The 13,067-nt window shown below is 49.3% G+C and carries 12 protein-coding genes; 3 read left to right on the top strand and 9 right to left on the bottom strand.

Translation table 11 applies throughout. The features are described 5' to 3' along the window. Nucleotides 1-23 precede the first annotated feature (23 nt). Genes T325_RS07150 through T325_RS07160 form a run of 3 tightly spaced genes read right to left on the bottom strand, consistent with a single transcriptional unit; the run spans nt 24 to nt 5,257 of the window. Entirely contained in the window at nt 24-446 is a 423-nt protein-coding gene (locus T325_RS07150) for a SusF/SusE family carbohydrate-binding protein (RefSeq protein WP_051949771.1), read from the bottom strand. A gap of 57 nt (nt 447-503) precedes the next feature. After that, a complete protein-coding gene (locus T325_RS07155; protein ID WP_036911907.1) occupies nt 504-2,243 on the bottom strand; it encodes a RagB/SusD family nutrient uptake outer membrane protein in 1,740 nt (579 codons plus the stop codon). Nucleotides 2,244-2,302: 59 nt separating this feature from the next. Beyond that, nucleotides 2,303-5,257: a SusC/RagA family TonB-linked outer membrane protein gene (locus T325_RS07160; RefSeq protein WP_051949844.1), complete on the bottom strand. Its 2,955-nt coding sequence runs from the start codon at nt 5,255-5,257 to the stop codon at nt 2,303-2,305. Between the two features lie 296 nt (nt 5,258-5,553). Here T325_RS07160 and T325_RS07165 point away from each other — a divergent pair, with 296 nt between their 5' ends. Continuing rightward, nucleotides 5,554-7,212: a DUF6377 domain-containing protein gene (locus tag T325_RS07165; protein ID WP_036911910.1), complete on the top strand. Its 1,659-nt coding sequence runs from the start codon at nt 5,554-5,556 to the stop codon at nt 7,210-7,212. A gap of 74 nt (nt 7,213-7,286) precedes the next feature. Here T325_RS07165 and T325_RS07170 read toward each other — a convergent pair whose 3' ends face one another. Further along, nucleotides 7,287-7,946 (bottom strand): SGNH/GDSL hydrolase family protein, encoded by a 660-nt coding sequence (locus T325_RS07170; RefSeq protein WP_036911912.1) that lies wholly within the window; start codon nt 7,944-7,946, stop codon nt 7,287-7,289. 116 nt (nt 7,947-8,062) lie between these two features. On the opposite strand from T325_RS07170, the gene T325_RS13020 reads away from it, so the two are divergent. Further along, nucleotides 8,063-8,266: a Rossmann-fold NAD(P)-binding domain-containing protein gene (locus T325_RS13020; protein WP_317039568.1), complete on the top strand. Its 204-nt coding sequence runs from the start codon at nt 8,063-8,065 to the stop codon at nt 8,264-8,266. Between the two features lie 52 nt (nt 8,267-8,318). On the opposite strand, the gene T325_RS07175 is transcribed toward T325_RS13020, so the two are convergent. Together T325_RS07175 and T325_RS12975 are read right to left on the bottom strand one after the other, a co-directional pair. Beyond that, entirely contained in the window at nt 8,319-9,059 is a 741-nt protein-coding gene (locus T325_RS07175) for a class I SAM-dependent methyltransferase (RefSeq protein ID WP_036913467.1), read from the bottom strand. Nucleotides 9,060-9,137: 78 nt separating this feature from the next. Then, nucleotides 9,138-9,266, bottom strand: coding sequence for a hypothetical protein (locus T325_RS12975; protein ID WP_255327772.1), 129 nt, complete (start codon nt 9,264-9,266; stop codon nt 9,138-9,140). Nucleotides 9,267-9,276: 10 nt separating this feature from the next. Between T325_RS12975 and T325_RS07180 the strand changes: the two genes are divergently transcribed. Continuing rightward, nucleotides 9,277-9,459, top strand: coding sequence for a hypothetical protein (locus T325_RS07180; protein ID WP_051949772.1), 183 nt, complete (start codon nt 9,277-9,279; stop codon nt 9,457-9,459). A gap of 96 nt (nt 9,460-9,555) precedes the next feature. On the opposite strand, the gene T325_RS07185 is transcribed toward T325_RS07180, so the two are convergent. From T325_RS07185 to T325_RS07195, 3 genes are all read right to left on the bottom strand, one after another. Next, nucleotides 9,556-10,302 (bottom strand): MBL fold metallo-hydrolase, encoded by a 747-nt coding sequence (locus T325_RS07185; protein WP_036913471.1) that lies wholly within the window; start codon nt 10,300-10,302, stop codon nt 9,556-9,558. Between the two features lie 202 nt (nt 10,303-10,504). Continuing rightward, complete coding sequence (locus T325_RS07190; RefSeq protein ID WP_036911915.1) at nt 10,505-10,711, bottom strand: MmcQ/YjbR family DNA-binding protein; 207 nt, start codon at nt 10,709-10,711, stop codon at nt 10,505-10,507. A 10-nt stretch (nt 10,712-10,721) separates the two neighbouring features. Then, entirely contained in the window at nt 10,722-13,046 is a 2,325-nt protein-coding gene (locus tag T325_RS07195) for a glycoside hydrolase family 2 TIM barrel-domain containing protein (RefSeq protein ID WP_231622208.1), read from the bottom strand. Between the last annotated feature and the right edge of the window lie 21 nt (nt 13,047-13,067).

Consider the following 13,067-nt stretch of genomic DNA (forward strand, 5'->3'; position numbering starts at 1 on the left):
CCAATGCCGTTGTCGTCATCTTTTCAATCACCTAAGAATGTGGTCGACATGGTCCAGTTGCGCAAGTCGAAAGTCAGACGGTATTTACCCGCCTCAACAATCTTCCATTTGTCATCAGGATCCCCGGCATGCATGGCAAAGCCTGCTGCGTTGATAGCTGTCCGACTAATCTCCGTTCCATTCACGGTAGGACGGATAAAAGGAGCCCCCCAGTCACCGGTGCTGAGACACAGTTTCATTTCACCAGTGTTAAGTTGTCCTTCCCATTGGAATACGAGGGGATCGTCAGCAGTCGCCTCCAAAGCCGTGGGGTTCCCGATATCCCAACCTGCGGGCGTAGCATCTCCAACCATATATAATGTTGATGTTTTGATGGGCAGATTGCCATCGATAATGATGAGATCCTTCTCACCGTCGCAGCTGGTCATACCGATTGTCAGTACCATTAAGACCAGTGCGGAAAATAAACGATTCAGTTTCATATAACTCTACTTTATTTACTCTTACTTATTATAGCCTGGATTCTGAACCAGATTGAGATTAGCGTTCAGAATAGTACGCATAATGGGGAATATCTCCGTATGTTTGTCTGCATCGGCGCTCTTATCCCACCATGTACTATTAGAGAATTTCCCATAGCGTATGAGATCCACTCGGCGACGGCTCTCTGCGAAGAATTCACGTCCCCATTCGTCGAGCATCTCATTCATGTCGAGTATAGCAGATCCCTCCGGTGCGTAAAGTGCCTGTGCCTGTTTGTCGGCAGGGTAGTTGCGTCTGCGTACGCTGTTGAGCAGTCGTGCGGCTTCTGCCGTCTGACCTTGGCGCAACTTACATTCTGCCAGTGAGTAGATGATTTCTGGCAAACGAATCTCCGTATAGTCGCTCTCCATCTGGTGGGTATCCTCATCGCTGTAGAATGGGTATTTGGCGAAATGCCAGCCCGAGTTATGGTCGCCGTCGCGTAGCGTGCTGCTGCTCTCTGTCAGCCATTGGTTGGGGGCCATGCCTTGGAACTTGCCTACTGCATCGCGGATGTAGAGTTCATAATCCACCTCTGGTGCCTTGACACGCTTGGTTGCTCCCGACTCGTCGGTATATTCCAGAGAGCCGAAGAAGAACATACCCTCACGTCGACTGTCTCCAAGGTTCTTGTATAGCTTCAGACGCAGGTCACCGTCATATTTACGGAACTTCTGGATAGGCATGCCCAGTTCAAAGTTCAGCAGTTTCCCATTGGGCGCATAGCTGGGTGAGGCAGCATACTTCGTATTGTGTAATCCACCCTTGCTTCTTGAGTCGTTCAAATAGTGATGAACCTGCGATGGCGTTGTCCACCAATAGGTGTCTCCCTGATAGTGCCAGTAGCTATAGCCAGGTGCTGCAGGGAAGCCGAAGATGACCTCGTCGCACTCGTCGTTGTTCCAGTCGAAGGCAGCATCCCAACGGTCGGCCACCTGATACTTGCCATATTTCCCGTCAAGAACCTCTTGGGCTATTTGGGCACACTCCGTATAGTGTTCCTCGCCGATATATACCTGTGCGTTCAGATAGAGTCGTACCAGCAGGGCTGCTGCACCGGCCTTGGTCCATTGTCCCTGTATGGTGCCGTTACCACCGCCCAGTGATGTCTTCTCGGCCAGTAGTGGCAGGCATTCTTTCAGTTCACTCTCGATGAAGTCGTAGATGACACGGGGCTCCACTTGTGTCTCGGTGTTCTTGCTAATGTCGTTAAAACTGACGGCCAGAGGAACATGACGGAATGCGTCGAGCAGACGTATGTAGAACCATGCTCTCAGTACACGGCACTGTGCCTTTAGGTTATCGAACTCTGCTGTAGAGAATCCGAATTTTGAGGCATCGAGCTTTTCGAGGTCTTCTATCACATAGTTACACTGCATGATGCCTTGAAAACAGCCGTTCCATTCTGTTTCTGCGTCGCCAGCATCTTCTACGTCCCACTGATGGTAGTGCAGACGGCGCCATCTGCCACCGTCGTCCCACCAACCGTCTCGGGTGGGGGTGATAAGCTGGTCGGCACTCAGTTCATTAAGCACATGCCGGCTCTGTATGCTCCAGAAAGCATGTTCGAAAGGACGGAATGTTGCACGTACCACGTCGTTTTTCGTGTTGTAGTAGTTCTGTGTTCCCACCTGGTCGTAGAGTGTCTCGTCCAGATTGGTGCAGCCTGTCAATGCGGTCATACCGATGGCTGCGGCAAATATATAATGTATGGGTTTCATTGTATTCTTAGTTTACAAGTTATTCATCACTTTTCACTATTTATTGTTCGCTCTTCGTTTTAGAAATCCACCTGTAAGCCAACGATAAGCTGACGTGTTGAGGGGAAGTAAGTACGCGAGCCGTTGGCACCGGGGGTGAGGCCGTTAACCTGATAGGTCGATGGATCTACACCGCTGAACTTGGTAAGTGTGATAAGGTTCTTACCCGTAGCGTAGAGACGGATACGATCTAAGAATCTCCAATTCTTCGGGTAGAATGTGTAGCCTATGGTTGCCATGTCGAGTTTCAGGTAGTCGCCACGCTCCAGGAAGTAGTCACAAACCACGGGGTTGACTGTTGGGGCTATTGCAAAGTTCTTATCGTATGCCTTTTTCAGGTGATTGCCGGTGAAGTTTCGGGTACCATAGTAGAAATCATGAATGTTGAAAATGTCGTAGAAGAATGCACCGCGGAAGAACAGCGTGAGATCGAAGTTGCGATAGCGGAAGCTGTGGGTCATCGACATGGTGAACTTAGGCATACCGTTGCCTACATTCTGGCGGTCACCATCGTTAGCCTGTGAGGCGCGGATAATGTCACCATCCTTGTCGTATACCAGCCACTCGCCATCCGAGTTATGACCGGCATATTTCCACATATAGAAGTTTCCCAGCGACTTTCCCTTTTCAATGCGTTGCAGATTATAATATGGATAGGGGGCTTCTGTGCCACACACGTCATAGTAGTCCTGTCCCACAAACTCGGAATTGCTGAAGTCAACAAACTTGTTGTTCATAGTGCTGCCGATGACGTTGATGTCGTAGTTGAAGTTCTTGGTCTTGACTGCCTGGAAATTCAGGTCGAGCTCGAAACCGGTATTCTTCATCGTACCCACATTTACAAACGTCTCTGCATGCAGATAGGGTGGTACTGATACTCTATAATTACCCAGCAGATCTTGCTGACGTCGGCTGAAATAGTTGAACGAGCCATATACACGGCCGTTCAGCAGCGTAAAGTCGATACCGATGTTCCAGTTCTTACCTTTCTCCCATTTCAGGTCGGGGTTTACATTCTTCGATGGGCCCCATACCTGGAAGTACTTACCGTTGTAATAGTAGTAGCCGAAACCCGCCATCGTGTTCAATGACAGATAACTGCCGAAATCCTGATTACCTGTCACACCAAAGTCTGCGCGCAGTTTCAGATCGTCAATCCATGTCATATTCTCCATGAACTTCTCTGAAGAGATTCGCCAGCCGGCAGATACTGCGGGGAAGTTACCCCATTTGTTGTCGGCACCGAACTTTGAAGACCCCTCATGACGCAGCGATGCAGTGAAGAGGTATTTTCCGTCGTAATCATAGCTCACGCGTCCCAGGAATGCTATCAGTTTCGAGTCGTTTTTGTAACTTCCCATCAGCACTTCACCTTCTTCCTTTGCGTATTCACCCGAGCCAAGGTTGTCGGGACCGAGACCGTCGTTGGGGAAGTCTTTGTTTTCTGCATTGAAGCCAGAATACCGTGAGTACTGATAACTGTAGCCAGCCATTCCTTTTACGTGGTGTTTGCCAAAGCTGCCTGTATAGTTGGTCAGCCACTCTAACACATACTGGCTTTCCTTCTTGTAAGAGCGATTTGCTTCGCCCTCGCGACCATTGTTGATGGCTTGCGTACTGGTTGACGGACGGAACCAGCTGTTATTATTGTCATATTGGTGGTCGGCAAACATCAGCTGCGTGGTCAGTGTTTGGTTGCCCTGATTGTTCTTGAGGAAGAGCGGCAGGATATTCAGTTTCACGGTGGCATCCCAGTCAAGAAGCTTGGTATCGCCGTGATCCGTCTCTAAGCGTTGACGCTCTATGGGGTTACTGCCCACCACCTGTCCTTGGAAATTATAATAGCGTATAGGGTCATTAGGATCCATAATTGGTGTGGTGGGGTTGGCCTCGATGGCATCTTTGAATACACCCCAGTCGGCCTGGTCACGATAGATGATGCGTGGTGCGATGTTTGCCGTGAAGGTCAGCAGTCCGCCCTTTGAGGTGTGCATGATAGCTGCTCGTGCACCATATTCCTCACGACCGGAACGCAGGTCAATACCATGTGCTTTACGGTAGTCGGCGCTCACACGATAGTTACTCTTGTCGTTGCCACCGCTCAGGGTCAGCGTGTGTTGCTGCGTAAAACCGGTACGACTCACCTCATCCAGCCAGTCTACGTTACCGCCTAAGTCAACGCCAGTATCGCCATTTTCGAGGCGTACCTTGCGGTAGTCCTCTGCGTTCATCATATCCAGTTCCTTATTGATAAAGTCCCACGACAACTGGGAAGAGTAGGTGGCATGTGCCTGTCCGTCCTTGCTGCCCTTCTTGGTAGTCACAACGATAACACCGTTAGAACCGCGTGTACCATAAATGGCAGATGCGGCACCGTCTTTCAAGATGTCGAACGACGCGATGTCGTTGGGGTTAATGTTGGTCAGGTTGCCGCCAGGCACACCATCGATAACGATGAGTGGCCCCAGGCCTGCCGAACGCGAGCTGACACCGCGAATCTGGATGCTTGCCTGATTGTTGGGGTCGCCGGCACCAGTGTTTGTAATAGACACACCAGGCACTTTGCCTTGAATCATCATCGAAGGGTCGAGCGAACTCACTGTGAGGAAGTTTTCTTCGCCCACATGCGAGATGGCCGATGTCAGCTCCTTCTTGTCCATTGTTCCATAACCGACAACCACCACTTCGCTAAGCACCTGATGGTCGTCTGCCAACACGATTTCCATGTTGCTTTTACCATTTACCGCTACCTCCTGTGTGACGTAGCCGATATAAGAGAAAACAAGAGTGGCTTTAGAGGAAACGTTTAGTGAGAACTTACCGTCAAAGTCGGTAACGGTTCCGTTGTTCGTTCCCTTTTGCATGACTGTGGCACCAATCACGGACTCACCCGTTTGGTCCTTTACGACACCCTGCACCATGATGTCCTGGGCAAGGATGCTTAATGGCATCAGCAGCGCAAGCAGACTGATCATCAAGCGTCTGTTCAGAGGCTCTTTGCATACAGAGCGGCTTCTGTTGTCGTCGAATGTATTCATTTTGCTCATAATTAAAATTGTTTTAAGTTTAGAATGATTATTAAATTTTGCGGCAAAGGTACATATATAATTCTATGATTGTTCCTTTCAGTAAACCAGTAGTAAACATCTGGAAAAATGTCTTTTGATTATTGTTCTGATAATCTGACACTTATAATAAATATTAAAAATGTCTAGGTAAAATTGGCCTATTTGATTTATATTCGTACTTTTGCCGCCAAAACCAAAAGAGTATGCTCAGATTCTATATAGTCTCACTATTTCTGTCGCTGTCTCTGACATCGATGGCAGGCACAGAACTGTTACTTCATGAGCTTGATGCAACAATAGCTCAGAGAGCCCAGTATATCCGCGAAAAAGAAGGGCGCATCAACAACCTGAAAGATAAGTTAGCGAAGGAGCGTGACAACACAGCCGTCTTGAAGATAATCGACGACCTGTATAATGAGTATCATGTGTTCAAATTCGATTCGGCCATGTACTATGCCGATTGGGGACTGACACTTGCCAACATGCACGGCAATGCTTATTATACCAAGCTGTTCACAATCTATCGGGCAGAGATCCTTGCTATCGGTGGATTGTATTCTGAGGCAACTGAGTGCTTGGCTCCTCTTGACACACGCGACATGGAGCGTCAGATGCTTTTCAAGTTCTATATGGTGATTTCTAAGGTCTACTCCTATTGGTCGTCCTACAGTCAGAACACTCCTTTTGCTGAGGTGTATTGGCAAAAGACTATGGACTATTTTGAAAAAGGTTTGGCGTATCTTGATAAGGATAATCCACTTTACGATTATTATCAGGGAGAGTACTATTCCTATCTTAATCATGATGCCATGAAAGCCCGCCAATACTATCAGACAGTCATAAAGAAGGAAAGTGACAGCTCACGCATCTATGCCATGACCAGCTATGCGCTGGCAAATAATTATTTGAATTACGAGCATGATGAGGATAAATACGAAGAGCACCTTATTCGCGCAGCCCTGGCTGATCTGCGCAGTTGTACCATGGAGGCCGTAGCTCTGCAGATACTGGCCACACGGCTGTTTGAAAAGGGAGAGAGCGAGGTGGAACGGGCTGAGCGCTATATCAGTGTGTCGATGGAGGATGCTAAGTTCTATAACAACCGCCTGCGCATTCTGGAGATTTCGCGCATCCTGCCTCAGATCACTACCACCTATCAGGCAAGGGTAGAGAAACAGAACCACCGCCTGCGTTATAGCATCATCTTCATCTCATTGTTGGTCGTGGCCATCTTGTTTACCACCTATCTTATTCTGCGTCAGAATCGCAAACTGAAAGTTCATCGTCGTCAGTTAGCCGACAGCAATGAACGACAGGCGGAGCTAAACACTCAACTGCATGAACTCAACCAGCGACTCGTCGATACCAACAAGCGGCGCGAGGGACTGGCAAGTATCTATATTGACCTCTGCGCCAAGTACATCGACAAACTGGGTAAATATCAGACGCTTGTGAAACGCAAGATTAAGGCCAATCAGACTCAGGAGCTCTTGCAGATTATCTCATCGACCCGCATCTCAGAGGAGGACGCCGCCACATTCCTCACGCGCTTCGACAAGGCATTTCTGGAACTCTATCCAACATTCGTTGATGAGTTCAATGCCTTGCTACATGTGTCCGGCCGTATTCAGCAAAAGTCGCCCCACACATTGACTACAGAATTGCGTACCTTCGCCCTTATTCGTCTTGGTGTAAAGAACACAGCCGACATTGCCGGTCTGCTTTTCCTCTCAAATCAGACCATTTACAACTGCCGCTCCGTCATAAAGAACAAAGCTATCAATAAGGAATCTTTCGACGATGATGTGATGCACCTTTGCACCGTCATCAAGGAAAATCAGAGAGATTCGAAAGAAAGATAGCCCAGACTCATTCTCAGTGTCTGGAATACAGCCGTACCGCCACCACGACGACACACGGCAACAGCTGCAGCAGGTCATTGGATAGCTTCAAGCAATTGATCGCAGATGCTTTTCATGCCACTGATAGAGGGGTGACCATTCTGCTTGTCAATATCGTGGAGTTCAATGAGCTGAACGTTATAGTGCTTGCAGATTTCGCGCATCGACTCGTTAATTGGCTCCCGCAGTTCAGAATTAAGCAACGAGTAAATAGCGGCCTCTGGATAGCGCTTCTGTAGCTTATCAAGCAGGCAGGCGAGTGCGGGACGGAAGTTCTTGCAGTCCTCCTTAGTCCAATCTGCATATTGATATTCGCCAACGGGCGAGTTTGCCCAAGCGTCGTTTGTGCCGCCAAACACAAAAATGATGTCAGGACTACCCAAGCTGTCAACACGTGCAATAAAGTTGTTACGCGAGAAGTCCATTCCGCCGTAACCTGTACCGCAGATGGTGGTTCCGCCCCATGAATTGTTTTTCTCTAACTGATAGCCTTTGGCTTTGATGTAAAGGCTCCACCAGGTCTGTTCAACTTCCACGACATCGTTTCTGTCGTTGGGGTAGAACGATGAGTAATTGGCAGGGATGATGCCTTGGAAGGTGGAATACGAGTCGCCCAGAATGGACACTTTCTTGTTTTGTGCTGAAGCGGCAATCATCGTGGCTGCCATCATTGAAAGAATGAATAGTTTCTTCATGTTAGTCTTAATATTATAATTGTGAATCACGGGTGCAAAATTACTAAATCTTTTGAAATAATGAGCATGAGTGTCTAGTTAAATAATACAAAAAAGGTTGTGGCTTTATAACCTTTTTGAGAACTTTCTGTATCTTTGCCGTCAAATTGCAGATATCCATAGAGCGACGGACCATTGACACCAATGTCGTAGGATGGACGTTTGTTGTCGATATGTTCTACCGTATTTTTGAACAACAGGGCAGAGGCCATCTTGTCGCTATCACCTCAGTTGGCGGTCTGCGGGGTGAATCGCTGGCACATCCTGGCGATATTATATAAAGCCCTTCCTTATTGCCTCTATAAAAGAATGTGATTTCTTAAGATAAGGGAATTACGGTCTCTTCCTAGCCCTGAAATATAGCATGGCCCCCTCTACGTGGAAGTCGAGAATGTCGTAATAAGGCTCCAGCCGCTTACGTACATCGTTGACTGTGTCGAAGGGTGGGGTAAACCAGCCCATGCGGGTCATGACGGTTTTAGCAAGCCAGTCGGCAGCCTTCTGTTCTCCGGCGACGTAGAAGCAGGCTAACAGTTCGCCGCCTGGCTTCAAGGTTCTCAGGATCTCCGAGTATGCCTTATCCTTGTTGGGAAACACATGCAAACCGTTCATGCAGAGCACATAATCGAACGTCTCGTCTTCGAAAGGCAGTGCGCCGACATCACCCTGCATCGTCTTGATGTTGGTGATACCAGCTCCACGGAATCTGTACTCAGCCTGCTCCAGCATATCGCGGCTATAGTCCAGACAGGTGATGTCGGCCTGTTTCATCCGTCTGTATTTCTCTGTAGTGAACACAGCAGTACCCACGGGTACGTCGAGCAACTTGATCTTCGATCGAGCCTGCTCACGCTCTGCAGAGTCGATGCGAGCACCGCTCTGCTCTCGCTCAATCGCAGCCTTGACCTTGAAATCATCGGGAATCCAATCCAGAACCCTACGGGCAATCTCGTTGTCATCCACGCCGCCCCAAAGCAACTTGAAATAAAGTTTACTCCACCACTTGCCCTGCGTGATTGCATCGTCATAGAAACTCTTACTAAACTTGTATGAGCTCTTAATCTTGTCTGCCATAATCTTTTTCATTTGTTTACAGGGTACAAAGGTACGTCACTGGTCTCGCAACTCGGTTGCAAAAATGATGGCTGACCATCACAGCCAGCCACCTCGTTCTCTCGGGGCAATCTTCACGCCCTCGTTCAGTTTCTCCAGCGTGGGGTTGGTCATCACGCTTGGGTTCTCTACAATGGTCTTACCAGCCTCGCGCAGAATGACCACCACCTGGTCGTAGATACCTTTCTATATCCTTTCCTTCGCCCAGATGCTGCTACCGATAAGTGTGGCTGCAAAGGGAATCTTATGGACTGTCCTGTTCGGATTGGCAAAAACCTGTCAGTATGGAGGTCTTACGATTCTTGGTGTGGAGGGCTACAAACGTTTGAAGAATAAGTTCAAGAAGAATGATGACCGATGAAAGGACTGCCATGGAATTTGCATGCCACTCACATCTACAAAAAAATCCCAAGGCAAATCGATATTGCCTTGGGATTTTATGATTTATTAGTGGTACTTATAGCTTCATCATGCGTTTCATCTCCAGGTTCTCATAGCCCTCTGGGCAGTGGGTAGAGAGGTAAACGGTGGGGTTCTGCTGGATGAACTCGCGAACACGGTCGAGGGTCACGCGGGCTGCCTCGATATCCTCAAATACGATGCTGAGCTTATTGGCCTTCAGGGCGGCATCGCAATAAGTCACGTCACCATGGAACATATAGAAGAGACCGTCGCTTTCAGCAATGATGATACTGTTGCCCTTGGTGTGTCCCTTTGCCTCGATATACCAAATGCCGTCAGTCACCTTCTCTGCACGTGGAAAGTTCTTATACGATTCCTTGTATTCGGCACGGATAATGTTTTCTCCTTCGAGTTTCATTGCGTCGGCATCCTCGGGTGAGATATAGACCTTGGCGTTTGGGAACTCGCTGATGCAGTCAGAGTGGTCGGGGTGCTTGTGAGTGATGAGAATCTTTGTCACCTGCTCGGGTTTGTAGCCCAGCTCGGCAAGCCCGTCCATATAGTCCTTCACCTTTTCGCCCATGTAGAGCGGAGCACCCAGCTTCTTGGCAGGAACTGACATGCCGGTCTTGAAGCCTGTGTCAACCAGTATCACTTCGTTACCTGTGTCGATGAGAAAGTTCTGCAGACTGCTGCGGTAGATGATCTGCTCGTCGAACATGTCCTTGCCTTCTTCACCGCCAAAGGCAAACGGCTGGTTCATGAAACCGCCGTCGAACATCCGGATTGCTTTGATTTCCATAATCATTTTTGTTTTGGTTAATATTTGTTCTGTGCAAATATAAAAAAAAATCCCAAAGCAATGTTATTTCGCCTTGGGATTTTATGATTTATTAGAGTTTAAGCGGGTTGAACTTCTTTCGACCTCAGTCGAGACTCGGCAGAGTTCTTGCTGAGCAAGTGGCAAAGCCGAGCGCAAGCGAATTTGGCTCTGCGCTCACTTCTTATTGCGCCAGACTTCGATGAGCATCACCCAGGTCTCCGAACAACTCCATTTCGCCGAAGTCACCACTTTCGCCCGTTTCTTCACACGTATGAAGGGTATATATCTTCCCTTCCAATCGGAAGGTCAAGATGTCATCGCCAAACGGCTGGTCTTCTGTCACGCCGTAGAGTGACAACGTGTAGTCTCGAACTTGTTCGATGTTCATAACGTCATAGTTATTTGCTCTTCAGCGATAGGCTGGCGGTGGGCAATGGGCTCTTGATACTCACGTTGACGGAGCCTTTCTTCTGCGTGCTGCGGACGACGAGGAGGGCGCGGCCTTTCCACGTCTTAGTGCGTGGTGAGGTGTAAGGCTCTGTATCCTTCAAATCGGCAGAAGCAAAGGCTAACAGGTTGCCTGCTCCCTTGACGACAGCCTCACAGTCTATTGCGGCTTCTGGTACAGGCGTTCCATCCTTGTCAACCACCTCGATGGTGATAAAGGTAAGCGACTGACCATCGGCAGCCATCACGGTGCGGTCGGGGGTAAGACACAGACGGGCTGGTTCGCCAGCAGTCTTCAGCGTCACGCTCTCGCCACCGGCCTCGGCGCGGAGAGTTCCGGCCTTATAGGGTACGGGGAATACAGCCTTGAACTCAGTTTCGCGGCTTACCCGCTTCGTGCCGATGAGTTGGTCGTTAAGATACAATTTTACTTCGGGTTGACGGGTGTAGACTTCTACTTCGACGGTTTTACCTTCCCAACCGGGCCATGTCCACGACTCCCATGTGGGCCAGACGCTCCACATCGTGGTGTGAATCTCGCCGTGGTAGCCATTGGGCTCTTTCACAGCCATGTAGAGTGGCGTGTCCTTCAGCCACAGCATCTCGCGATAGTGGCTAATGGGTTTGCGCCAACCGGTGATATCTACATCACCGCAGGGAGCGCCGTGCCATTCTGGCTGTCCGCCTTCAATCCACGACTCGCCCTCGCGCTCACCTTTATAATAGTTGCGACCGATGCCACTCTCGCCCAGATAGTCGAGGCCAGTCCACACGATATCCCCCACGACGTAGGGGAAATCGTTCACCACGGCCCAGTTACGGAAGGCATCACGCGGATAGCTCTCTGTCTGCCAGATGACACGCTTGGGGTCACGCTTATGATCAGAGGCGTGTTTGAAGATCATGTAGTTGTAGCCTGCCACGTCGAGCACCTCGGCATGCGGGTCGTAGATTTCCCAGTCGCGGTCCCAGGCGCAGAGTGCCTCGGTAACGGGGCGTGTCTTGTCATGTTCGTGAATAGCCTGTTTCATCTGTCGGGCGGTATAGACCACGCGGATGTCCTTACGCTCGATCACCTCGTTGCCTATGCTCCACGAGATGACACTCGGGTGGTTGCGGTCGCGCAGCACCATAGCGTGGATATCTTGGCGGAAGCAGGAGTCTATGACGGTCGAGTAGTCGTATGGATTCTTCTGTGTGCGCCAGCCGTCGAAGGCCTCGTCGATAACGAGCATCCCTATCGAGTCGCAAGCGTCGAGAAAGGCACGCGTCGTGGGATTGTGCGAGGTGCGGATAAGGTTGAAGCCTGCCTTCTTCATCTGACGTACTTTACGGATTTCTGCATCGTCGAAGGCCATAGCACCTAGCACACCGTCGTCGTGGTGTACGCAGGCACCATTGATGAGCATTTTTTTACCATTGAGCATAAAGCCGTTCTTTGCATCAAACGAGAAAGAGCGGATGCCGTAGCTGATATTTTTTTCGTCAATGATTTGTCTGTTCTCCTCAATAGCCACATGGGCCTGATACAGGTATGGTGTGTCGGGAGACCACAATTTAGGATTGTCCACCATGTAAAAGGCATGAAAATCTACTGCTTCTCCAGCTGCCAGTGTGATATGATTTCTTTTGCCGTTAACTATCAGTGATAATTTGCGCTGGTGGTCTGACTCGTTCACTATAGCCACATTCACATTCACCTTGGCCGAGGTTTCCGTTATCTCGTCGGTAGTGACAAAGACACCGTTCTTGGCAATGTGCAGTGTGGGCATGGTCTCCAACCACACGTGGCGGTAGATACCAGAGCCGCTATACCAGCGGCAGTTGGGCTGCTCGGAGTTATCCACCTTCACGACAACCTCGTTAGCCTGTTTTTTGTTCTTATTAATATATGGTGTCACATCCACGGTGAACGGTGTGTAGCCATAATGGTGCTGTCCTGCCTTCTGTCCGTTCACAAAGACCTCTGCCTTCTGATAGACACCTTCGAAGTGTAGCTTTACAAGTTCAGCATCAGGTGTGGCAAACGTTTTGCGGTACTCGCCTTTACCGGCCTCGAACCATCCGCCGCCGGTTCCTGTAGCACCTTTACCCGCATTGGGACCTTCGAAGATGTCCCAGTCATGCGGTAAGTCCACGGTCTGCGTTTTTCCGTTTTTGGACAAGCCAAGCGGTGAAGCCGAGCGGTGAGTAAACTGCCAGCCGAAGTCAAACAACTGTCTTTTTGTTTGTGCCGATGCCGTCATCGTCGCAACGACTAGCATCCATGTAATCATAATTTTTTTCATTTATTTATA

This window comes from Prevotella sp. FD3004, assembly GCF_000746155.1.
In the GTDB taxonomy this organism is placed as follows: Bacteria; Bacteroidota; Bacteroidia; order Bacteroidales; family Bacteroidaceae; genus Prevotella.

Coding starts and splice junctions, on each gene's coding strand:
- T325_RS07150 (WP_051949771.1), bottom strand. CDS start 446: ATGGTACTGACAATCGGTATGACCAGCTGCGACGGTGAGAAGGATCTC.
- T325_RS07155 (WP_036911907.1), bottom strand. CDS start 2,243: ATGAAACCCATACATTATATATTTGCCGCAGCCATCGGTATGACCGCA.
- T325_RS07160 (WP_051949844.1), bottom strand. CDS start 5,257: ATGATCAGTCTGCTTGCGCTGCTGATGCCATTAAGCATCCTTGCCCAG.
- T325_RS07165 (WP_036911910.1), top strand. CDS start 5,554: ATGCTCAGATTCTATATAGTCTCACTATTTCTGTCGCTGTCTCTGACA.
- T325_RS07170 (WP_036911912.1), bottom strand. CDS start 7,946: ATGAAGAAACTATTCATTCTTTCAATGATGGCAGCCACGATGATTGCC.
- T325_RS07175 (WP_036913467.1), bottom strand. CDS start 9,059: ATGGCAGACAAGATTAAGAGCTCATACAAGTTTAGTAAGAGTTTCTAT.
- T325_RS07185 (WP_036913471.1), bottom strand. CDS start 10,302: ATGGAAATCAAAGCAATCCGGATGTTCGACGGCGGTTTCATGAACCAG.
- T325_RS07190 (WP_036911915.1), bottom strand. CDS start 10,711: ATGAACATCGAACAAGTTCGAGACTACACGTTGTCACTCTACGGCGTG.
- T325_RS07195 (WP_231622208.1), bottom strand. CDS start 13,046: ATGATTACATGGATGCTAGTCGTTGCGACGATGACGGCATCGGCACAA.